Annotated in this window: 21 protein-coding genes; 14 read left to right on the top strand and 7 right to left on the bottom strand. The window is 58.0% G+C overall.

The window, feature by feature from the left end; genetic code table 11:
* Positions 1-72 precede the first annotated feature (72 nt).
* From EQV24_RS19900 to EQV24_RS19890, 3 genes are all read left to right on the top strand, one after another.
* Positions 73-657, top strand: a complete 585-nt coding sequence (locus EQV24_RS19900; protein ID WP_038420737.1) for a putative adenosine monophosphate-protein transferase Fic — start codon at positions 73-75, stop codon at positions 655-657.
* Between the two features lie 30 nt (positions 658-687).
* Positions 688-1,251, top strand: a complete 564-nt coding sequence (gene pabA, locus EQV24_RS19895) for an aminodeoxychorismate synthase component 2 (RefSeq protein WP_048972488.1) — start codon at positions 688-690, stop codon at positions 1,249-1,251.
* An 86-nt stretch (positions 1,252-1,337) separates the two neighbouring features.
* Positions 1,338-2,558 (top strand): aspartate aminotransferase family protein, encoded by a 1,221-nt coding sequence (locus EQV24_RS19890; RefSeq protein WP_014833535.1) that lies wholly within the window; start codon positions 1,338-1,340, stop codon positions 2,556-2,558.
* Here EQV24_RS19890 and EQV24_RS19885 read toward each other — a convergent pair.
* Both EQV24_RS19885 and crp read right to left on the bottom strand, forming a co-directional pair.
* Positions 2,555-4,642 (bottom strand): YccS/YhfK family putative transporter, encoded by a 2,088-nt coding sequence (locus tag EQV24_RS19885; protein ID WP_013099057.1) that lies wholly within the window; start codon positions 4,640-4,642, stop codon positions 2,555-2,557. The genes EQV24_RS19890 and EQV24_RS19885 overlap by 4 nt on opposite strands.
* 57 nt (positions 4,643-4,699) lie before the next feature.
* A complete protein-coding gene (gene crp, locus EQV24_RS19880; RefSeq protein WP_000242758.1) occupies positions 4,700-5,332 on the bottom strand; it encodes a cAMP-activated global transcriptional regulator CRP in 633 nt (210 codons plus the stop codon).
* A 310-nt stretch (positions 5,333-5,642) separates the two neighbouring features.
* On the opposite strand from crp, the gene EQV24_RS19875 reads away from it, so the two are divergent.
* The gene (locus tag EQV24_RS19875) at positions 5,643-6,047 is read left to right on the top strand and encodes an OsmC family protein (protein WP_058650505.1); all 405 of its coding nucleotides are present in this window, start codon (positions 5,643-5,645) and stop codon (positions 6,045-6,047) included.
* Between the two features lie 66 nt (positions 6,048-6,113).
* On the opposite strand, the gene EQV24_RS19870 is transcribed toward EQV24_RS19875, so the two are convergent.
* Genes EQV24_RS19870 through EQV24_RS19860 form a run of 3 tightly spaced genes read right to left on the bottom strand, consistent with a single transcriptional unit; the run spans position 6,114 to position 8,251 of the window.
* Positions 6,114-6,983, bottom strand: coding sequence for a phosphoribulokinase (locus tag EQV24_RS19870; RefSeq protein ID WP_013099054.1), 870 nt, complete (start codon positions 6,981-6,983; stop codon positions 6,114-6,116).
* A 30-nt stretch (positions 6,984-7,013) separates the two neighbouring features.
* Positions 7,014-7,232 (bottom strand): YheU family protein, encoded by a 219-nt coding sequence (locus EQV24_RS19865; protein WP_013099053.1) that lies wholly within the window; start codon positions 7,230-7,232, stop codon positions 7,014-7,016.
* Positions 7,229-8,251 carry a hydrolase gene (locus EQV24_RS19860; RefSeq protein WP_013099052.1) on the bottom strand — a complete coding sequence of 341 codons (1,023 nt, stop codon included), beginning with the start codon at positions 8,249-8,251 and terminating at the stop codon, positions 7,229-7,231. The genes EQV24_RS19865 and EQV24_RS19860 overlap by 4 nt, the downstream gene beginning before the upstream one ends.
* A gap of 228 nt (positions 8,252-8,479) precedes the next feature.
* Here EQV24_RS19860 and mdcA point away from each other — a divergent pair, with 228 nt between their 5' ends.
* From mdcA to mdcH, 8 genes are all read left to right on the top strand, one after another.
* Positions 8,480-10,135, top strand: a complete 1,656-nt coding sequence (gene mdcA, locus EQV24_RS19855; RefSeq protein ID WP_013099050.1) for a malonate decarboxylase subunit alpha — start codon at positions 8,480-8,482, stop codon at positions 10,133-10,135.
* Positions 10,135-10,992 (top strand): triphosphoribosyl-dephospho-CoA synthase, encoded by an 858-nt coding sequence (locus tag EQV24_RS19850; RefSeq protein ID WP_013099049.1) that lies wholly within the window; start codon positions 10,135-10,137, stop codon positions 10,990-10,992. The genes mdcA and EQV24_RS19850 overlap by 1 nt, the downstream gene beginning before the upstream one ends.
* A gap of 9 nt (positions 10,993-11,001) precedes the next feature.
* Complete coding sequence (gene mdcC / locus EQV24_RS19845; protein ID WP_058684281.1) at positions 11,002-11,301, top strand: malonate decarboxylase acyl carrier protein; 300 nt, start codon at positions 11,002-11,004, stop codon at positions 11,299-11,301.
* Positions 11,294-12,127 carry a biotin-independent malonate decarboxylase subunit beta gene (locus EQV24_RS19840; RefSeq protein WP_058660977.1) on the top strand — a complete coding sequence of 278 codons (834 nt, stop codon included), beginning with the start codon at positions 11,294-11,296 and terminating at the stop codon, positions 12,125-12,127. The genes mdcC and EQV24_RS19840 overlap by 8 nt, the downstream gene beginning before the upstream one ends.
* Complete coding sequence (gene mdcE, locus EQV24_RS19835; protein ID WP_058661014.1) at positions 12,127-12,927, top strand: biotin-independent malonate decarboxylase subunit gamma; 801 nt, start codon at positions 12,127-12,129, stop codon at positions 12,925-12,927. Before EQV24_RS19840 ends, mdcE begins: the two co-directional genes overlap by 1 nt.
* A 123-nt stretch (positions 12,928-13,050) precedes the next feature.
* A complete protein-coding gene (locus EQV24_RS19830) occupies positions 13,051-14,010 on the top strand; it encodes an AEC family transporter (RefSeq protein WP_130626955.1) in 960 nt (319 codons plus the stop codon).
* 2 nt (positions 14,011-14,012) lie between these two features.
* Positions 14,013-14,630 (top strand): malonate decarboxylase holo-ACP synthase, encoded by a 618-nt coding sequence (locus EQV24_RS19825; RefSeq protein ID WP_023619825.1) that lies wholly within the window; start codon positions 14,013-14,015, stop codon positions 14,628-14,630.
* Positions 14,630-15,526: a malonate decarboxylase subunit epsilon gene (gene mdcH, locus EQV24_RS19820; protein ID WP_130626954.1), complete on the top strand. Its 897-nt coding sequence runs from the start codon at positions 14,630-14,632 to the stop codon at positions 15,524-15,526. The genes EQV24_RS19825 and mdcH overlap by 1 nt, the downstream gene beginning before the upstream one ends.
* A 62-nt stretch (positions 15,527-15,588) precedes the next feature.
* Here the strand turns inward: mdcH and EQV24_RS19815 are convergent, their stop codons facing one another.
* Positions 15,589-16,521 (bottom strand): LysR family transcriptional regulator, encoded by a 933-nt coding sequence (locus tag EQV24_RS19815; protein WP_013099042.1) that lies wholly within the window; start codon positions 16,519-16,521, stop codon positions 15,589-15,591.
* 15 nt (positions 16,522-16,536) lie between these two features.
* On the bottom strand, positions 16,537-18,441 hold the full coding sequence (locus EQV24_RS19810; protein ID WP_013099041.1) for an ABC transporter ATP-binding protein: 1,905 nt from the start codon (positions 18,439-18,441) through the stop codon (positions 16,537-16,539).
* Between the two features lie 138 nt (positions 18,442-18,579).
* On the opposite strand from EQV24_RS19810, the gene kefG reads away from it, so the two are divergent.
* Both kefG and kefB read left to right on the top strand, forming a co-directional pair.
* Positions 18,580-19,131 carry a glutathione-regulated potassium-efflux system ancillary protein KefG gene (gene kefG, locus EQV24_RS19805; protein WP_029882146.1) on the top strand — a complete coding sequence of 184 codons (552 nt, stop codon included), beginning with the start codon at positions 18,580-18,582 and terminating at the stop codon, positions 19,129-19,131.
* Positions 19,131-20,936, top strand: a complete 1,806-nt coding sequence (gene kefB, locus EQV24_RS19800; protein WP_102752896.1) for a glutathione-regulated potassium-efflux system protein KefB — start codon at positions 19,131-19,133, stop codon at positions 20,934-20,936. The genes kefG and kefB overlap by 1 nt, the downstream gene beginning before the upstream one ends.

The following is a 20,936-nucleotide window of genomic DNA, read 5'->3' as shown; positions in this document are numbered from 1 at the left end:
GTTAGCCCTCCCTGCGAAAGCGCGTTTTGCTGCTTATACTTTGGCAAACGGACATATTCAGGGAGGCGTTAAGTGAAAAAACTCACCGATAAGCAAAAATCCCGTCTCTGGGAGCAGCAGCGTAACGTCAATTTTCAGGCCAGTTGTCTCCTTGAAAAGGGTCATGGTCCTTCAGATCCCCAGATTGAGACGCTGGAACTTGGGCCTTCAGCGCCTGGGTTGCCCCATCTGTGCCTTATTCACCGCCATCTGTATCGCAGAGAGATGAAACGGGCAGGTGAATACCGTACGGACGATATTTTCAAAGGGGAGATTCCTTTTTGCCATTTCGAATACATTGAGAAGATGGGCAATGAATTGATGTCGGCACTGGAAAGCGACCGGTACCTGGTGGGTCTTCAGAAAGAGGAGTTTATCGAGCGGATAAGCCATTACTATTGTGAAATCAATATGCTGCATCCTTTTGCCAGCGGTAATGGCATTGCGCAACGTGTTTTCTTTGAACAGCTGGCGATCCATGCGGGTTACCTGCTGGACTGGCGCGATATCGATCCTGAGCAGTGGGTCGCGGCTAATCAGAGCGGCGCAACGGGAGATTTGTCCGCCCTGAACGCTATCTTTGCCAAAGTAGTGAGCGAAGCGCGGGAATCTGAGTAGAATAGGGCGGCATTTTTTTCGGGAGCCGCCATGATTCTGCTGATTGATAACTACGATTCCTTCACCTGGAACCTTTACCAGTATTTTTGTGAACTGGGTGCAGAGGTGGTTGTCCGCCGTAACGACGACATCAGCCTGTCCGAGATTGACGCGCTGGCCCCAAAGAAAATCGTTATCTCGCCGGGGCCGTGTACCCCATCGGAATCGGGTATTTCTCTGGATGTGATCCGCCACTACGCCGGCAGGTTGCCGATTCTTGGCGTCTGCCTTGGCCATCAGGCCATCGGGCAGGTGTTTGGCGCCACCATCGTCCGTGCTGCCAGGGTGATGCACGGTAAAACCTCCCCGGTTACCCATACCGGCACGGGCGTGTTTAGCGGGTTAAATAACCCGTTAACCGTCACGCGCTACCATTCTCTGGTGATTGACCCGCCGACGCTGCCCGACTGCTTTGAGGTGACCGCCTGGAGCGAGACGCAGGAGATCATGGGCATTCGCCATCGTGAATGGGATCTCGAAGGGGTGCAGTTCCACCCGGAGAGTATTCTCAGCGAACAGGGGCACCAGCTGCTGGCTAATTTCCTCAATCGCTGAATATCTGTTGCCTTGCTGTGATTTTTTATGCATATTTTGTGATTATATTTTCACAATCAATGTGACATAAAATGGATGGTCATGACATGGCAACTGAACAATCTGCAATTACCCGCGCGACATTCGATGAAGTCATTCTGCCGATTTATGCACCGGCCGAGTTTATCCCGGTAAAGGGAAAAGGCAGCCGCGTCTGGGATCAGCAGGGGAAAGAGTACGTGGATTTCGCCGGGGGGATTGCGGTGACGGCGCTGGGGCATTGCCATCCTGCACTGGTCGAGGCACTGAAAACCCAGGGCGAAACCCTGTGGCACACCAGCAACGTCTTTACCAACGAACCGGCATTGCGCCTGGGGCGCAAGATCATTGACGCGACTTTCGCCGAGCGCGTGCTGTTTATGAACTCCGGGACCGAAGCCAACGAAACCGCCTTCAAGCTGGCGCGCTACTACGCTTCCACACGCCACAGCCCATACAAAACCAAAATCATCGCTTTCCATAACGCTTTCCACGGTCGTTCACTGTTTACCGTTTCCGTTGGCGGCCAGCCGAAGTATTCCGACGGCTTTGGTCCGAAACCCGCCGATATCATTCATGTGCCCTTTAACGATCTGCATGCGGTGAAAGCGGTGATGGATGACCATACCTGCGCGGTCGTGGTTGAGCCGATTCAGGGTGAAGGTGGCGTGACGGCGGCAACGCCGGAATTCCTCAAAGGGCTGCGCGCGCTGTGCGATCAGCATCAGGCGCTGCTGGTGTTTGATGAAGTCCAGAGCGGGATGGGGCGTACAGGCTCCCTGTTCGCCTATATGCACTACGGCGTGACGCCGGATATTCTGACCAGCGCCAAAGCGCTCGGCGGCGGCTTCCCGGTCAGCGCGGTGCTCACCACCCAGGAGATCGCTTCCGCGTTCCATGTCGGCTCACACGGCTCCACCTACGGCGGAAACCCGCTGGCCTGCGCCATCGCCGGTGCGGCGTTTGATATCATCAATACGCCGGAGGTATTAAGCGGCGTTCAGGCGAAGCGCGAGCTGTTCGTGAAACATCTGCAGCAGATCGACGAAACGTACGACGTCTTCAGCGAGATCCGTGGCATGGGATTGCTGATTGGCGCTGAGCTGAAGCCGCAGTACAAAGGCCGCGCACGCGATTTCCTGCACGCCGCTGCTCACGAAGGGGTGATGGTACTCAACGCCGGCCCGGACGTGATGCGCTTTGCGCCGTCGCTGGTGGTCGAAGAGAACGATATTGAAGATGGATTAACCCGCTTTGCTGCGGCGGTCGCGAAGATCGTTAAAGGCTAATACTCGGTTCGTTTTAACCGCCGCGTTAACCAGATGCCGTGATGCGGACGCTGACGCCATGCCACCGACGAAATGGTGTGCATGGTGTTCAGATGCCCCAGAATGCGTTGCAGATGCTGCTCCAGCGTGCTCATTGGCCCGTGGGTGAGCGTTTCCGGCGCTTCCAGAATGTTCGAATCCCCCGATTCACCCGGCGCGTCATACTCCAGACGCTGCTGACACCGCTGCAGGGCAATCTCACACGACTGCAAATAGCGCTGCGCCAGGTCTGGCGTTAGCATGGTATGTTCACGCGCCAGCGTGGTCATCGCGTTGATATGTTCGACGATGAACTGGCTGTGCGTCACCCAGAGCTTCATATCCGCCAGATAGTGCGAGTTAAAGCCGGGCTCCTGCATCGCCTGATTCAGCGAGTTGAACAGGGCGTTATGCGCCTGGTTGACCTTCATCCGCTGATACGCCAGCGGGGAGGGCTGCGGATCGTCGCTCAGGATCAGGCGGATAGCCTGCTGGTCGGCCTCCAGCGCGTCGTGGGCGTTCTGCCTGAGCAGGCCGCTTTGCCATTGTGGCCACAGCCAGACCATACCACCAAAGGCAATCAGACAGCCAATCAGGGTATCGATAAGCCTGGCGACAATAAACTGTTCGCCATTGAGCGTAAGCAACTGCAGGGTGTATACCGCCGTGACCGTAAAGCCCACCATCGCCCAGCCGTAGTTTTTGCGGATGATCAGGTAGCTCACCAGGGTAATCAATAGCATGCCTGCCAGCGTATAGCCTTCCGGCACGTGGAAGTGCAGCGTTACGCCCGCGATAATCAACCCCGCCATGGTTCCGCCCGCCCGGTGCAGAATACGCACTCGCGTGGCGCCGTAGCCGTTCTGAGTGACAAACAGTACCGTCATTAATATCCAGTAGGGTTTGGGCAGATGCAGCGCCATGCCCATCAGGCTGGCGATGCTCAGCATCACGCTAATCCGGGCGGCGTTGCGCAGGGCGGAAGATTTAAACGAGAGATAGCTTTTAAGCGCAGGCAGCAGCGGCAGGCGCTTTTGCTTATCCGCCATCAGATCGCGGGGATAGAGCGGGCGCTGGGTACGCAGCACGCGGGCAATACGGCTGAAGTGCCAGGCGGCAAACTGGCCTACCGGGTTATCCTCATGCTGGCGGGCGATTTTCTCCAGTGCGCCGAGCTGCTTGTCCATGTTAAAGCGGGTGGGGTAACGGTGATAAAGAATGTCGTCGGCCAGTACCCGCAGGCGTGCGGACACGGTCTGCGCGTTCCAGCGGATCACCGCTTCGGCATGGCTGCGCTCCACCAGCTTTTGCACCTCCTTCGGGTGGTGCAGGCTCACGGAGATATGCTCCTGCAGATCCAGCCCCACCTGGAAGGTGCGCAGCAGCCGTTTATATTCGTGGTTCTTGTTGGCGGCCAGCATATGCAGTTGCTGGTAGCACTGGCTTATCAGATCCACCACCTTCTGCTGGCGCGTCAGCAGCGGCGGCAGCGATTTTTCCGGGTCGGTATGCTGGGTCAGCAGTGTGTATTTGGCTTCGCAGTACTCCGCAAGCTGGACATAGAGCAGGCTCAGGGATTCACGCAGCGGCTGTTCCCGCCACAGCCAGAACCAGAACCAGTTAAACAGGCCATACCATAGTGTACCGAGGGCGTAAATCAGCAGCGGCTCCCACACTGGCATGTTACCTGCGAGACTCAGGGTAAAGATGGCCGCGATGAGTGAGGCGGGCAGTAAACGCGCGTGCAGCGAACTGATTTCGGCGGTCACCCCCAGCGTCATCGCCAGCACGCTCAGGATCAGCGGCAGCGGAATATCGCGGGCCAGCAAAAGCTGCACGGCCAGGCTACACCCGGCAAACAGCGAACCGCCGATAATCAGACGTTTGAAAAAACGCTTATGCGGGGTGTCGAGACCGGCAATGTTGCAGCAGGCGGGAACCAGTGAAAACAGCAGCCCCTGCTGAAGATGCCCAAGGATCAGGCCCACGGCCACAGGAAGGCACAACACCAGCGTTTGTCGCAGTGCGTAGTTAACTTCCGGGTGATAAATCAGCCTGCGCCACATGGGGAGTAGAGACAAAAACGGCGTGACACCTTGCGATGGCACGCCGTTTTATCGGGATTAACGGGTTCCGTAAACCACGATGGTTTTACCGTGGGCGGAGATCAGGTTCTGATCTTCCAGCATTTTCAGGATACGGCCCACTGTTTCACGGGAGCAACCGACGATCTGACCAATTTCCTGGCGGGTAATTTTAATTTGCATGCCGTCAGGGTGGGTCATAGCGTCTGGCTGTTTCGCCAGGTTCAGCAGGGTCTGCGCGATACGGCCGGTCACGTCCAGGAAGGCGAGGTTACCCACTTTCTCTGATGTCACCTGCAGACGGCGAGCCATCTGCGAAGAAAGACGCATCAGGATGTCAGGGTTAACCTGAATCAACTGACGGAATTTCTTGTAGGAAATTTCAGCCACTTCACATGCTGTCTTTGCACGAACCCAGGCGCTACGTTCCTGGCCTTCTTCAAACAGGCCCAGTTCACCGATAAAATCGCCCTGGTTCAGATAAGAAAGGATCATCTCTTTCCCTTCTTCATCTTTGATCAGCACTGCCACCGAGCCTTTGACGATGTAATACAACGTTTCCGCTTTTTCACCCTGGTGAATCAGCGTGCTCTTCGATGGGTACTTATGAATGTGGCAATGAGACAAGAACCATTCGAGAGTCGGGTCTGTTTGCGGTTTGCCAAGCACCATGCGCTGTTATCCTCTGTTATAAGCTGTCACCAGAGTCATAAGATGCATCCGGACTCTGGGGTTGCAATCGAATTCTTACCCATACCTGGGAAGTCGGCTGTCGTAACGTTTCGCAGCCAGTAAAGTTTGATGTCCTCTGCATACATGTGTAACGTCAATGTATTACTGTAGCATCCAGAGTGTTTTAGCATAGCTTTCGCCGCGTGTCTCCTGGTGTCTCGCTTCAGCATGACGCAGGTCGCCTTCCATTGCGAGAAATGTAACGCACGCGTAATCTGTCACCAAAAATGCAACGTTGGAGCTAATGAATATGCAAGCGCGCGTGAAATGGGTAGAAGGTTTAACGTTCCTGGGCGAGTCCTCGTCGGGACACCAGATTTTGATGGACGGTAACTCCGGCGATAAAGCACCCAGCCCAATGGAGATGGTGCTGATGGCGGCAGGGGGATGCAGCGCGATTGACGTGGTGTCGATTCTGCAAAAGGGCCGTCATGATGTGACCGACTGTGAAGTCAAGCTCACGTCAGAACGTCGCGAAGAGGCGCCACGCCTGTTCACGCACATTAACCTGCATTTTGTTGTCACCGGGAACGCGCTGAAAGATGCTGCCGTCTCACGCGCGGTGAATCTGTCTGCGGAAAAATACTGCTCTGTGGCGTTAATGCTGGAGAAAGCGGTAAAAATTACCCATTCGTATGAAGTGATCGAGGCGTGATTAATGGGGCATCGTGCGTGTTGATGCCCTCACCCTAACCCTCTCCTACCGGGAGAGGGAATATGATTATGCGATCTGTTTCCCTTCCATCAACCGCTGCACCAGCGGCGTCATGATCAGCTCCATCGCCAGCCCCATTTTTCCGCCGGGCACCACTAACGTATTCATGTGAGAAATAAACGAGCCCTGCAGCATCGCCAGCAGCCAGGGGTAATCGATGCCGTCGAGATTGCGGAAATGGATCACCACAAAGCTCTCATCCAGCGACGGGATACTTTTGGCCGCGAACGGGTTGGAGGTGTCCACCGTCGGCACACGCTGGAAGTTGATGTGGGTGCGGGAAAACTGTGGTGTCAGATAATTGATGTAATCTTCCATTGAGCGCACGACCGAATCCATCACCGCCTCGCGTGAATGGCCGCGCTCGCTGATGTCTCGCGTCAGCTTCTGGATCCACTCCAGGTTAACGATTGGCACCACGCCGACCAGCAGGTCCACATGTCGCGCCACGTCGTGATGCGGCGTCACCACGCCGCCGTGCAATCCTTCGTAAAACAGCACGTCGGTAGGTTCCGGCAGCGGCTGCCAGGGGGTAAAGGTGCCCGGGACCTGATTCCAGGGAACGGCTTCGTCGTAGGTGTGCAGATATTTGCGGGACTGGCCTTTGCCGCTTAGGCCGTACTCTTGAAACGTTTGCTCCAGCAGGCCGAAGTCATTGGCCTCCGGGCCGAAGTAGCTGATGTGTTTGCCCAAATCACGCGCTTTGCGGATGGCCATATCCATCTCCGGGCGCGTATAGCGGTGAAAGCTGTCGCCTTCGACCTCCGCCGCGCGGAGATTCAACTGGGCGAAAATCTTGCGAAACGCGAGGCTGGTGGTGGTGGTTCCCGCACCACTCGACCCCGTAACGGCAATAACCGGATGTCTGGCAGACATAGCAACTCCCTGACTGGAAAGGTTGAAAGATCAGCCGTGAAACGCGTTGCGGGGCATGATATTGACCGTCTCATGCAGTTCAGACCACACCAGCACCACGTCGCCGCTCTTAAGCTGACGTTTAACATCGTTGACCTTTTGCTCAAGCGAACGTTCATGTTCACCATAATCGGTGCCTTCACGCAAGACAAAGCTTTCGATCAGATTATCGAGCGTTTCGGGCGCCAGATCCTGCCAGGGGATAATCATGTTGCACCGTCCAGGTAAGGGGTTAACCAGTCAGGAATGCGCGTCTCCAGCCACATTTTCGGGCGACGCAGCGTTCCGCCGACAAACCCCACGTGGCCGCCGTGCTCGGTCAGCTGATAGTGAACGTTGTCGGGCAGAAATTCCTGTGCAGGGATGGAGTGATGATCCATAAACGGGTCATCTTTCGCGTGAATGATCAGCGTCGGCTGAGTGATCTTGCTGAGCAGCGGCATGGCGCTGCACTGACGATAGTAGTCAATGGCATCGGCGAACCCATGAATTTTGGCGGTGATCAGGTCGTCGAACTCACGAATGCGGCGGACCTTTTTCAACTGTCGCAGGCTTACTGGCAGGGTATCCGGATAGGCCTTCAGCTTGCGCGCCGCATTGGCTTTTAGCAGGTTGAGCAGATAGCGCTGATAGACCCGGGAAAAGCCTTTCTCCATGTGGTAACTGCACTGTTCCAGCATGAAGGGGGCAGAGACAATCACCGCGGCATTCAGCGGTACCGCGTCTCCCTCTTTGGCCAGCAGACAGGCCAGCATATTTCCGCCGAGCGAATAGCCCACCGCCGCCGTCGGCACAGTGCCGAAATTATCCCGCAGCCAGTGCAAAAACCAGGTGCCATCTTCGGTTTCGCCGGAGTGATAGATACGTTTCTGACGATTCGGCTCGCCGCTGCATCCCCGAAAATGCATCACCACGCCCAGCCAGCCGCGCGCTTTTGCCGCCTGGATTAACCCATGGGCATACGGGCTGTGCAGGCTGCCTTCCAGACCATGAAACACCACCAGGCGGGGTTTATGGCGCGCCTGTTCGGGATCTTCGCTCCAGGCGAGATCCAGAAAATCACCGTCCGGCAAATCCAGCCGCTGCCAGTGCGGAGTGAACTGCACCTTGCGGCGGATCAGGCGCGGCAGCATGGTCTGCAGGTGGCAGTTGGCCACGCCGCGCATGGGCACGAAATCAGTGCTGTCTTCGGCGGTGAGGTCGAAGTCTGAGGGAATGATTTGGGTCATAAGGGCGATGCTGATTCTTGTCAGAAATTTACTATACCTTCCGAATTGTACCCCGTTTAGCCTGGTTTTCCGAAGCATGAACTGATCCCGATCACAAATATTTACCTTGATTATTACTCTCAGGCTAATGATTCCACTCTACGCTTAATTGATGCCTTTTCCGCCAGGGTGCAGACTTTACTCAGCGTTAAGCAAATCAAAATGATGTGCTGAATCAGGAGGTTAATAATGTTATCTGGGCAAATACCCACCCGGCAATGGAACACCCGACGCAGCGAAAAAGCGCGTCGTCTGGCCTCCGTACCGGTGCAGGGCAAGGTTCTGCCAACCGGCGACCTTGTCGCCATGCTGGAAAAGCTGATCGCGCCAGGCGATAAGGTCGTTCTGGAAGGCAACAACCAGAAGCAGGCGGATTTTCTTTCCCGCTCGCTGGCCGAAGTAAACCCGCAAATTGTGCATGACCTGCACATGATCATGCCAAGCGTTGGCCGCAGTGAACATCTGGATATCTTTGAGAAGGGCATTGCCCGTAAGCTGGACTTCTCCTTCTCCGGCACACAGAGCCTACGCATCTCCCAGCTGCTGGAGGATGGTCAACTCGAAATCGGTGCTATTCATACCTATATCGAACTGTATTCACGTCTCTACGTCGACCTTTCACCAAACGTGGCGCTGATCGCCGGGTTTAAAGCAGACCGCAAAGGCAATCTCTACACCGGGGCAAGTACCGAAGATACCCCGGCGCTGGTGGAGGCCGCCGCGTTCCACGATGGCATCGTCATCGCACAGGTTAACGAGCTGGTGGACGACGAATGCGACCTGCCGCGCGTTGATATCCCAGGCTCCTGGATTGACTACGTGGTGGTGGCCGACAAGCCATTCTTTATCGAACCGCTGTTTACCCGCGACCCGCGCCTGATCAAACAGGAACATATCCTGATGGCGATGATGGCCATCAAAGGCATCTACGCTGAACACCAGGTGCAGTCTCTGAACCACGGGATCGGTTTTAACACCGCGGCAATTGAGCTGCTGCTGCCCACCTACGGTGAACAGCTCGGCCTGAAGGGCAAAATCTGTAAACACTGGACGCTGAACCCGCATCCGACGCTGATCCCGGCAATTGAAAGCGGCTGGGTGGAGAGCGTGCACTGCTTCGGCGGCGAACTGGGGATGGAAGAGTACATCCGCGCCCGTCCGGACGTGTTCTTCACCGGTGCTGACGGCTCCATGCGCTCCAACCGCGCCTTCTGCCAGCTGGCGGGCCAGTACGCCGTGGATATGTTTATCGGCTCAACCCTGCAGGTGGATGGTTACGCCAACTCCTCAACGGTGACCCGCGGTCGTCTCTCCGGCTTCGGCGGCGCGCCGAACATGGGCCATGATCCACACGGCCGTCGCCACGCCACTCCGGCCTGGCTGAACATGATCACCGAACCCGACCCGATGCAACGCGGTAAAAAACTGGTTGTGCAGATGGTGGAAACCTTCCAGGCGGGCGTGAAGCCCACCTTCGTGGAAAAACTGGACGCCGTTGACGTGGCGAAAGCCTCCGGCATGCCGCTGGCACCGGTGATGATTTACGGCGATGACGTCACCCACGTGCTGACGGAAGAGGGGATTGCCTACCTCTACCGGGCAAAAGATCTGGAAGAGCGTCGCGCCATGGTCGCAGCCGTGGCCGGTATCACCGATATCGGTCTGGGCGTGGATGCCAGACGCGTGGCGGAACTGCGCCAGAGCGGCAAGGTCGTGTACCCGGAAGATATGGGGATTCGCCGTACCGATGCCACCCGCTCTCTGCTGGCGGCGGGCAGCGTGGCTGACCTCGTTGAGTGGTCCGGCGGTCTCTACAACCCACCTGCGAAATTCCGGAGCTGGTAATGACACTACTGCCCCAGATTCAGGTTGAAGGCGGTGCCGAATGGCTGGCGCGAACCGCCACGCAGTGTCTGATTGACGAAGCACGCTTAAGCCCGAAACCCGGTCTGGTGGACAGTCGGGGGAACGGCGCGCACCACGATTTATCGCTTGCGCTGATGGAGCGCTCCGCGCACAGCCTGACCTCCACGTTTCAGGCGCTGGCGCAGCAGAGCTGGCAGCGTCCGGCGGATATTGCCCTACGGCAAACCGTTGGCCGCCTTGGCCGTGAAGGCGAACGGCAGATGATGATCGCCACCGACGGCGTGAATACGCACCGTGGCGCAATTTGGGCGCTGGGACTGCTGGTGAGCGCGGTGGCGATGCTGGGCGGCGATGCCCGCGCGCAAACCGTCGCTAACACCGCCGCACAGCTGGCGAAACTCCCGGACGACGCGGCACCGAAGGTGTTCAGTAAGGGGTTACGCGCCACGCACCGCTACCGCGTACCGGGCGCGCGGGAAGAGGCTCAGCAGGCGTTTCCGCACATCATGCAGCGCGCGCTGCCGCAGCTTCGCCTGAGCCGTCTCAACGGCAGCAGCGAAACAAACGCCAGACTCGACGCGTTGATGGCAATCATGACCTCGCTCACCGATACCTGCGTGCTGTCGCGCGCTGGAATGGAGGGGCTGGACGCCATGCAGAACGGCGCCCGGGCGGTACTGAACGCCGGAGGATGCGCAACGCTCGCGGGGCAGCAGGCGCTGGCGCGGTTAGATCGCCAGATGCTGACGCTCAATGCCTCACCGGGCGGTGCCGCCGACCTGCTTGCCGCCACGCTGTTTCTTGACCGTGTCGAAACGCCCTATTCAAAGCATTAAGAGGATGTTATGGAAAAAATCACATTGACCATGCCAGCCAGCCGCACGTTACGCGGCCGGGCGCTGGCAGGGGTAGTTGGATCCGGGGATATGGAGGTGCTGTTTACCGCCGAACCGGGCCAGACCTTAACCATTGATATCACCACCTCCGTCGACAACAGCCGCGGACGCTGGGAGGCATTATTCAGCCGCCTGGAGACCGTCAGCAGTCTGCCCGCAGGCAAACTGACCATCCACGACTTTGGCGCGACGCCGGGCGTGGCGCGCATTCGTATCGAACAGGTTTTTGAAGGGGTGAGCCATGCGTGATGACAGCAGCTTTATCGAATTAAAAGCGCGCCAGCGTGCGCAGGCGCTGCTCGACGAGGGCACCTACCGCGAACTGCTGGATCCGTTTGCAGGCATTATCTCTCCGTGGTTGGGGCCACAGGGCATTGTGCCTCAGGCCGATGATGGCATGGTGGTCGCGAAAGGGACTATCAACGGCCAGCCTGCGGTCGTCGTGGCGATTGAAGGCGCGTTCCAGGGCGGCAGCATGGGCGAGGTCTCCGGCGCGAAAATGGCAGCAGCGCTGGAGCTGGCGGCGGAAGATAACCGCAACGGCATTCCGACTCAGGCGGTGCTGTGCCTCGAAACCGGCGGCGTACGCCTGCAGGAAGCCAACCTCGGCCTGGCGGCGATTGCCGATATCCACGCGGCGATTGTTGACCTGCGTCGCTACACGCCCGTTATCGGGATTGTGGCCGGAACCGTGGGCTGCTTCGGCGGCATGTCCATCGCGGCGGCGCTTTGCAGCTACCTGATTGTGACCCGCGAAGCGCGTCTGGGGTTAAACGGTCCGCAGGTTATTGAGCAGGAAGCGGGCATTGAAGAGTACGACTCCCGCGACCGTCCGTTTATCTGGAGCATGACCGGCGGCGAGGTGCGCTATCAGAGCGGGCTGGTGGACGCGCTGGTCGGCGATGGCGTGAATGCGGTGAAAGCCGCGATGAACGAGGCCATCGCCAAAGGCGTACCGGCAAAACATCGCACCGATAACTACGACGATTACCTGAACCGCCTGATGAATTTCGACACCCGCAAACAGGCCGATGCCGAACAGATTAACGCGCTTTTTGCCCGGGAGGTGAAATGATGAGTAACGCAATGAGCCGTGGCGCACGCTGGCTGGAAACCCTCGCCCCGAACGCCAAACGTATTGAGGGGCTGTGCCCGTCCGTGCAGGCGGCAGACGGCGAGCTGAACGGTGAAACGGTGCGTTTTATCGCCGTAGTGCCGGATGCCAACAACCACTTCCCGCGCGCGGCGAAAGGGGAAGTCGGCCTGCTTGAAGGCTGGACGCTGGCGAAAGTGGTCAGCGAAACCGTCGCGGCAGATGCTGATAAAGCCGTTAAACGCCCGATTGTGGCGGTGATCGACGTCCCAAGCCAGGCTTATGGCCGTCGCGAAGAGGCGTTTGGTATCCACCAGGCGCTGGCAGGCGCTGCGGCCGCCTACGCCAACGCGCGCCTGGCGGGTCATCCGGTAATTGGCCTGATTGTGGGTAAAGCCATGTCCGGCGCGTTTCTGGCGCATGGCTACCAGGCCAACCGCCTGATTGCTTTTAACGATAAAGGCGTGCTCATCCATGCCATGGGGAAAGCGTCTGCCGCGCGGATCACCCTGCGCAGCGTGGAGGCGCTGGAAAAACTGGCCGCCACTATTCCACCTATGGCGTATGACATCAGCAACTACGCCACGCTGGGGCTGCTCTCGAGCCTGCTGGATATCAGCAACCCGGATGCCCCATCCGATAGCGACCTGACGCTGGTGAAAACCACCCTGCAACAGGCCATCAGTGACGCTCGTCAGGATCCGACGCTGAAAAGCCGTCTGGGTGCTGACAATCGCCGCAGCTCGGCGCTCGTACGCGAACGTATGCGCGCCAGCTGGTAAGTAAAAAGAGACCTGCCAGATGCACAACCTCACGGGCGTATCCGTTACGCCCGTGCGGGAAACTGCATCCTGAAAATAATAATCATCGCGCCAGTGCTACTTCTTTTTAATCACAGGTGATTTATGACTTACGTAATTGTTCATGCTCTCGCACCGATTTTCGTCATCATGCTGCTGGGATTCTGGGCCGGTAAGGCAAAGATGGTCGATAACAAAAATGTTTCCCTGCTCAATATCTTCGTCATGGATTTTGCGCTGCCTGCTGCGTTGTTCAGCGCGACCGTGCAAAACCCGTGGACCGGTATCGTGGCGCAGTCGCCACTGATCCTGGTATTGACTCTGGCGATGTGGGTCACCTACGCAGCCATCTATTTTCTTGCCACGAAGGTCTTTAAAAAATCCCCTCAGGATGCGGCCGTCCTGACGCTCACCGTCGCGCTGCCAAACTATGCGGCGCTTGGTCTGCCGATTCTGGGCAGCGTGCTGGGTGAAGGATCTACCACGTCTCTGTCTGTGGCGGTCTCTATTGCCTGCGGGTCCGTGCTGATGACGCCGTTCTGTCTGCTGATCCTGGAGCGGGAAAAAGCGCGCGCTGAGGGCAATACCTCCGGCTCAACCCTCTCTATGCTGCCGGTGCTGATGTGGCGATCCATTAAAAAACCGATCGTGATGGGGCCTCTGCTGGGTGTGATTTTATCCGCCATCGGCATCAAAATGCCGGAACTGGTCCTCTCTGCAATTAAACCGTTGGGGCTGTCCGCCACCGCTGCGGCGCTGTTCCTGACTGGGGTGATCCTCTCTGCCCGTAAGCTGCAGATCAACACCATGGTGATCACTTCCACCATCGCTAAGCTGCTTATCCAGCCAGCCATTGCCTGGGGTATCGTTTTAATCTTCGGTCTGCACGGCTCCGTGGCGATCACCGCCATTCTGATGATTGCGCTGTCTGCGGGCTTCTTCGGGGTCGTGTTTGGTAACCGCTTTGGCGTGCAGTCACCGGATGCAGAAGCGGTACTGCTGTTAAGCTCAGTCCTGTGTATCCTGTCGCTGCCGCTGTTTATCTCGCTGACTTCAGGAATGTAATCATGACCACAACATTACGCCCCCACGACCTCATCTGGCTTACCTCGCGCGACGCGCTGGAAGGTATTACTGAAACCTGGGTGGATGCCGCCTGGCATACCGGCCTGCCGGTGGTGGTGCGGCGTGATGTTGATAACGATGACCGAATCCCCGTTGGCGTGCGCGGACTGCGCCGCGACCAGCGGGCGGCTGGATGGGTGAAGCCCGGGAATGTGTTACGCGTGGTGTCACCTGAAGAGCTGTGCGTCACCGCCGATCTGCTGCGTTCGCCGTTTGTCACCCAACCACCGGTTCAGGTGGCGTTACAGCTTGCTCAGCAGTCGTGGCCGTGGACGTGGGGCATAACCGGCAGCACCGGCTATGCGCTGGCGACCGGCATTCCGGTGATCCATGCCGACAGCGATCTTGATCTGCTGATCCGCGCCCCGCAGCCGATATCACCCGACGCGTTTACCGCCTGGCAGTCGCAGTTGAGTGGTGCGCTGTGCCGGGCTGATACCCAGGTGGATACACCAGAGGGCGGATTCGCGCTGGCGGAGTGGCTGCGCGATGGCAAAACGCTGCTGAAAACCCGCCGTGGGCCACGCCTGGTGGCAGACCCATGGCGCAGGGAGGAGTGATGAAAATACTGTTTACCTTTCCGGGGCAGGGTACGCAGCATGAAGGTATGCTGCAAAACCTGCCGGGAACGGAACTGGCTCAGGCGCGTGAGGTGCTGGGTGCCGAAGTTGATACGCTGGATAGTGCCGCCTCGTTAACCCATACCCGTGCGGTTCAGCTTTCCCTGCTGATTGCTGGCGTGTCCTGGGCGCGCGAGCTGGAGCGACGTGACGTGTCGCCTGACATCGTCAGCGGTTTATCGATTGGTGCTTATCCCGCGGCGGTAGTAGCAGGGGCGCTGGAATTTACGGACGCCCTTAAGCTGGTGGCGCTGCGTGGCGATCTGATGGAACAGGCCTGGCCCCACGGCTACGGCCTGACGGCCATCATGGGCTTAACCCTGCCGCAGGTGGAACAGCTTATCGAGGGTAGCGGAACGTATATTGCTAACCTGAATGCCGAAACGCAGATCGTCATTGCCGGATCCGATGAAGGGATGGCGCAGGTGGCAAAACGCGCCCTGGAAAAGGGGGCGAGCAAAGTGCAAAGGCTGGCAGTCAGCGTGCCATCCCATTGTGAACTGCTGGCGGAGCCGGCACAAAAGCTGGCGGCGGCGTTTGAGTCCGTCACGCTGGCTCGTCCACGCTGTGCGTACCTGAGCGGCAGCACCGGGCGCGTGCTCTGGCAGCCGGAAAAGATCGCGGACGATCTGGCCATGAACATGGCGCGTACGGTGCGCTGGCAGGAGGCGATGATTTCCGCTAACGAACGCGAAGCCCGGCTGGCGATCGAGATGCCGCCCGGTGGCGTCCTGACCTGCCTGACACGTCAGGCGGCGTGGGAAGGGGAGACCCTTTCATTCGAGCGCAGCGGTGTGGATGTGGCGGTGCATCTGGCAGGAAGGCTTCGTGCGTGAATTTTTAGCCCGGTGGCGGCTACGCCTTACCGGGCCTACGGGTTCGGTTGCCTTGTTTTGTATCACACACTTTCCTGCAGGCTGCGCGCATACATCCGCCCTTCGGCGGCTAATGCCCGCAGGCTCGGGTCCTGCTCGCGGTTGCGGGCGAACACAATCGCGATAAGCTGCTGCATCTGGTACGGTTCTGCCAACTTCAGTAGCTGCACCGAATTTTCGTAGACCTTCTTCATCCTGCCCGGCATCAGCGTAAAGCCGACCCCCGCCTGAACCAGGCTGAGCATTGAGAAAATGTCATTCACGCGGGTGACGATTTCCGGTTCAAATCCGGCGATATGAAATGCTTCCTGGAACCCCGCATAGGTGGCAAACCCTTCTGCCAGCGAGACAAATTTCTGATCTTTGTAATCGCGTAAATCCGCCAGCCCGCTGGTATTCAGCGTGGCAGAGGCAGGCGCGGCCAGGAAAATGTCATCATGAAACAGGGGCAGGACTTCAAGGCTGTTGCGGTCGATATTGCTTTCGGAAATCGAGATGAGGATCGCGTCCAGCGTACCGTCATCAAGCATATGCAGCAACGTATCGTTAGAGCCCATCGTCAGATCCATCTCCAGATCCGGGCGACGCAGCTTCATGCCCATGATCAGGCGCGGCACGGTTTCCAGCGTCAGCGAGTAGAGCGTGCCGACGCGCAACCGTCCCTGACCAATACCGGCGACTTTACGGGACTCTTCCAGCCCGCGCTCCATCACCTGCATAACCTCCTGACAATACTCCAGCAGCGTCCAGGCGGACGGAAGGGCAATCAGGTTACGTCCCTTATGGGTAAAGAGCGGACAGCGAACGTTCTCTTCCAGAGTATGCAGTGCACGATGCACGCTGACGCCGCTCAGACCCAGCGTTTCGGCAGTACGCGCGATATTGCCCTTCTCCATAAACGTCATGAAGATGCTGAGCTTACGGAATGTAATGTCGCTCGTGATATCGAAACCCATAACCCTCCCGGCGTGTCAGTCAGCCTGCAGCATTGCTTCCAGCTGTTCCTGGGCATCCAGCCATGCCATTTCGCACTCTTCGAGGCTGGATTTGGTCTTCGCCTGGGTTTGCAGACAGTCGGTCAGCTCCGCTTTACGGCTCTGGTCATACAGTTCGCTGTCGCCCAGCTTCTCTTCAACGGCGGCAAGCGTGGCGTTGAGCTTTTCCATCTCTTTTTCGAGACGGGCAATCTCTTTACGCAGTGGTTGAGTCTGAGTACGCAGTTCAGCTTCACGACGCTTCTGATCTTTACGCGCCTGCGCGCTGTTGGCGTTCTCTTTCGCCGACTCTTCCGGCTGGTTCTCTTGCTTCTGCACGTCCGTCAGCCACTGCTGATAGTCTTCCAGGTCGCCGTCAAACGGCTCGACTTTACCGTCGTGCACCAGATAGAGATCGTCCGTGGTGGAGCGGATCAGGTGACGATCGTGCGAGACCACAACCAGCGCGCCCTCAAACTCTATCAGCGCTTCGGTCAGCGCCTGACGCATGTCAAGGTCTAGGTGGTTGGTCGGTTCATCGAGCAGCAGCAGGTTCGGGCGCTGCCAGACGATCAGCGCCAGCACCAGACGCGCTTTTTCGCCGCCGGAGAAACGCTCTGTGTTTTCAGTGACCTTATCACCCTGGAAGCCAAAGCCGCCGAGGTAGTCGCGCAGCTTCTGCTCCATCTCCTGCGGTGCCAGACGTGCCAGATGCTGGATAGGGGATTCATCCGCGCGTAAAAATTCCAGCTGATGCTGGGCGAAGTAGCCAAGCTTGATGCCTTTCGCCAGACCGATTTCGCCGCTTACCGGGTTAAGCTCGCCCGCCAGCAGTTTGATGAGCGTTGACTTACCGGCACCGTTACGCCCCAGAAGACCAATGCGCGAACCCGGCACCAGGTTGAGTTTGATGGAGTCGAGGATGATGCGATCGCCGTATCCGGCGCTCACTTTTTCCATCTTCAGCAGCGGGTTTGGCAGGCTCTCCGGTTCGCGGAAGCTGAAGTGGAACGGGTTATCCACATGCGCCGGGGCAATCATCTCCATGCGTTCCAGCATCTTGATGCGGCTCTGGGCCTGCTTGGCCTTCGAGGCTTTGGCCTTGAAGCGGTCAACAAAACTCTGCAGATGCGCCACGCGCTGCTGCTGGCTTTCGTACATCGCCTGCTGTTGAGCGAGGCGCGTTGCGCGCTGGCGTTCGAAAGAGCTGTAGTTACCGGTGTACTCGAACATATTTTGCTGTTCGATATGAATGATTTTATCCACCACCGGATCGAGGAAGTCGCGGTCGTGGGAGATCAGAATCAGAGTGCCCTGATAGCTCTTGAGCCACTTCTCCAGCCAAATGACCGCATCGAGATCGAGGTGGTTGGTCGGTTCATCGAGCAACAGCAAATCGGAGCGGCAGATCAGCGCCTGCGCCAGGTTAAGACGCATACGCCAGCCACCGGAGAAGTCGCTGACGGGACGTTCAAGCTGTTCGTTGCTGAACCCCAGGCCGTGGAGCAGGCTGGAAGCGCGGGAGCGAATGGTCCACGCGTCGATGGCGTCCAGCTTGCCGTGGACAGTGGCGATGGCGTGGCCATCGTTGCGCTCGTTGGCGGCGTTCAGTTCCGCTTCCAGCTTACGGTATTCACGATCGCCATCAATAACATAGTCGAGCGCCGGCTCACTCAGGGCGGGCGTCTCCTGGTTTACCCAGGCGAGCTGCCAGTTTCCCGGATAAGTAAAGTTACCGCCATCCGCGCTAATCTCGTTTTTCAGCAGCGCCAGCAGGGTGGATTTACCGCAGCCATTTTTGCCGACCAGACCCACTTTTTGACCTGGATTAATGGTGGCGGTGGCGTTATCCAGCAGGACGCGCACGCCGCGGCGAATTTGTAACGAGGAGAAAACAATCATAGAAGCGCCGTATGTTCCGACTATGTTAATTTGTCATTATGATAATGTAAGGTGTGGGCCATTTTCCGCACCGGGCCGCCATGGTAGCCCAAAACAACGACGATACACAAAAACAGAAACAGAACCGGGAGGGGAGTGATGTCTCAGACAGCAAAAGTGCTGCTGCTGTATGCCCATCCGGAATCTCAGGACTCGGTGGCAAACCGCGTCCTGCTTAAGCCGGCTACTCAGCTCAGTAACGTGACGGTGCACGATCTCTACGCGCACTACCCTGATTTCTTTATCGATATTCCGTACGAGCAGGAATTGCTGCGTCAGCATGATGTGATTGTGTTCCAGCATCCGCTCTATACCTATAGCTGTCCGGCCCTGCTGAAAGAGTGGCTGGATCGGGTGCTGAGCCGGGGGTTTTCCAGCGGGGTGGGGGGCAACCAACTGGCGGGAAAGTACTGGCGTAGTGTGATTACCACCGGTGAGCCGGAGAGCGCCTACCGCTACGATGGCCTTAACCGTTATCCGATGAGCGATATCCTGCGACCGTTTGAACTGACGGCGGCGATGTGCCGAATGCACTGGATGAGCCCGATTATTGTCTACTGGGCACGGCGTCAGGATCCGAAGGCGCTGGCGAGCCACGCCAGAGCGTATGGCGAATGGCTGGCATCACCGATTCCGGCAGGAGGGCGTTAATGGAAGGATCGAATTTACTCCTCGCCGGGGTGCTGTTTTTGTTTGCCGCGGTGGTGGCTGTACCGTTGGCCGCACGGCTCGGTATTGGCGCGGTACTCGGGTATCTGCTGGCGGGGATCGCGATTGGCCCCTGGGGGCTGGGATTCATCAGCGATGTCGATGAAATTCTCCATTTCTCCGAGCTGGGTGTGGTCTTCCTGATGTTCATCATTGGCCTGGAGCTTAATCCGTCAAAGCTGTGGCAGCTCCGGCGCTCTATCTTTGGCGTTGGCGCGGCGCAGGTGCTGTTCAGCGCGGCCATTCTGGCCGGGTTGCTGATGCTCACTGACTTTTCGTGGCAGGCGGCGACCATCGGCGGTATTGGCCTTGCCATGTCCTCAACGGCGATGGCATTGCAGCTGATGCGGGATAAGGGCATGAACCGCAGTGAGTCGGGGCAACTGGGCTTTTCGGTGCTGCTGTTTCAGGATTTAGCGGTGATCCCGGCGTTAGCGCTGGTGCCGCTGTTGGCCGGGCCGGGTGACGATCACTTTGACTGGGCAAAAGTCTCCATGAAGGTGCTGGCTTTTGCGGGCATGCTGATTGGGGGGCGTTTTCTGCTGCGGCCGGTGTTCCGCTTTATCGCCGCGTCAGGCGTGCGCGAGGTGTTTACCGCTGCAACGCTGCTGCTGGTATTAGGCTCTGCGCTGTTTATGGACGCGCTGGGGCTGTCGATGGCGCTGGGTACGTTTATCGCCGGGGTGCTGCTCGCCGAGAGCGAATACCGCCACGAACTGGAAATTGCGATCGAACCCTTTAAAGGGCTGCTGTTAGGGCTGTTCTTTATTTCGGTGGGCATGGCGCTCAATCTCGGTGTGCTCTATACCCATCTGCTGTGGGTTATTGTGAGCGTGGCTGTGCTGGTGGCGGTGAAAACGCTGGTGCTGTATGTCCTGGCGCGTATATCCGGGCTGCGCAGTTCGGAACGTATGCAGTTTGCCAGCGTGCTAAGCCAGGGGGGAGAGTTCGCGTTTGTGCTGTTCTCTACGGCATCGTCCCAGAAACTGTTCAAAGACGATCAGATGGCGCTTCTGCTGGTGACGGTCACGCTGTCGATGATGACCACACCGCTGCTGATGAAGCTGGTGGATCAACTGCTGTCGCGCCGCTTAAACCCGGCTGATGATGAAGACGAAGCCCCGTGGGTGGAAGACGATAAGCCGCAAGTGATTGTGGTGGGGTTTGGCCGCTTCGGGCAGGTGATTGGTCGTCTGCTGATGGCGAACAAAATGCGCATCACGGTGCTGGAGCGGGATATCAGCGCGGTCAACCTGATGCGCAAATATGGATACAAGGTTTACTACGGCGATGCGACGCAGCTCGAACTGCTGCGATCCGCAGGTGCGGAGGCGGCGGAGTCGATCGTCATAACCTGTAACGATCCGGAAGATACGATGAAGCTGGTCGAACTCTGCCAGCAGCATTTCCCGCATCTGCATATTCTGGCGCGTGCGCGGGGTCGTGTTGAAGCGCACGAACTGTTGCAGGCGGGTGTGAAACACTTCTCGCGTGAGACGTTTTCCAGTGCGCTGGAGCTGGGGCGCAAAGCGTTGATTTCGCTGGGTATGCACCCGCATCAGGCGCAGCGGGCCCAGATGCACTTCCGACGGCTGGATATGCGAATGCTGCGCGAGCTGATGCCCGTACACACGGATACGGCGCAGATTTCCCGCGTGCGGGAAGCGCGTCGCGAGCTGGAGGAGATTTTCCAGCGCGAGATGCAGCAGGAACGACGCCAGCTGGACGGCTGGGACGAATTTGAATAA

Origin of the sequence: Enterobacter sp. A8 (assembly GCF_004296595.1) — a bacterium.
Taxonomy (GTDB): Bacteria; Pseudomonadota; Gammaproteobacteria; order Enterobacterales; family Enterobacteriaceae; genus Enterobacter; species Enterobacter cloacae.
This window is presented reverse-complemented; position numbering and strand designations above follow the sequence as displayed.

Coding starts and splice junctions, on each gene's coding strand:
- EQV24_RS19885 (WP_013099057.1), bottom strand. CDS start 4,642: ATGTGGCGCAGGCTGATTTATCACCCGGAAGTTAACTACGCACTGCGA.
- mdcC (WP_058684281.1), top strand. CDS start 11,002: ATGGAAAAAATCACATTGACCATGCCAGCCAGCCGCACGTTACGCGGC.
- crp (WP_000242758.1), bottom strand. CDS start 5,332: ATGGTGCTTGGCAAACCGCAAACAGACCCGACTCTCGAATGGTTCTTG.
- pabA (WP_048972488.1), top strand. CDS start 688: ATGATTCTGCTGATTGATAACTACGATTCCTTCACCTGGAACCTTTAC.
- EQV24_RS19870 (WP_013099054.1), bottom strand. CDS start 6,983: ATGTCTGCCAGACATCCGGTTATTGCCGTTACGGGGTCGAGTGGTGCG.
- EQV24_RS19825 (WP_023619825.1), top strand. CDS start 14,013: ATGACCACAACATTACGCCCCCACGACCTCATCTGGCTTACCTCGCGC.
- EQV24_RS19850 (WP_013099049.1), top strand. CDS start 10,135: ATGACACTACTGCCCCAGATTCAGGTTGAAGGCGGTGCCGAATGGCTG.
- EQV24_RS19830 (WP_130626955.1), top strand. CDS start 13,051: ATGACTTACGTAATTGTTCATGCTCTCGCACCGATTTTCGTCATCATG.
- mdcA (WP_013099050.1), top strand. CDS start 8,480: ATGTTATCTGGGCAAATACCCACCCGGCAATGGAACACCCGACGCAGC.
- kefG (WP_029882146.1), top strand. CDS start 18,580: ATGTCTCAGACAGCAAAAGTGCTGCTGCTGTATGCCCATCCGGAATCT.
- mdcE (WP_058661014.1), top strand. CDS start 12,127: ATGAGTAACGCAATGAGCCGTGGCGCACGCTGGCTGGAAACCCTCGCC.
- EQV24_RS19865 (WP_013099053.1), bottom strand. CDS start 7,232: ATGATTATCCCCTGGCAGGATCTGGCGCCCGAAACGCTCGATAATCTG.
- EQV24_RS19890 (WP_014833535.1), top strand. CDS start 1,338: ATGGCAACTGAACAATCTGCAATTACCCGCGCGACATTCGATGAAGTC.
- kefB (WP_102752896.1), top strand. CDS start 19,131: ATGGAAGGATCGAATTTACTCCTCGCCGGGGTGCTGTTTTTGTTTGCC.
- EQV24_RS19810 (WP_013099041.1), bottom strand. CDS start 18,441: ATGATTGTTTTCTCCTCGTTACAAATTCGCCGCGGCGTGCGCGTCCTG.
- EQV24_RS19875 (WP_058650505.1), top strand. CDS start 5,643: ATGCAAGCGCGCGTGAAATGGGTAGAAGGTTTAACGTTCCTGGGCGAG.
- EQV24_RS19860 (WP_013099052.1), bottom strand. CDS start 8,251: ATGACCCAAATCATTCCCTCAGACTTCGACCTCACCGCCGAAGACAGC.
- mdcH (WP_130626954.1), top strand. CDS start 14,630: ATGAAAATACTGTTTACCTTTCCGGGGCAGGGTACGCAGCATGAAGGT.
- EQV24_RS19840 (WP_058660977.1), top strand. CDS start 11,294: ATGCGTGATGACAGCAGCTTTATCGAATTAAAAGCGCGCCAGCGTGCG.
- EQV24_RS19815 (WP_013099042.1), bottom strand. CDS start 16,521: ATGGGTTTCGATATCACGAGCGACATTACATTCCGTAAGCTCAGCATC.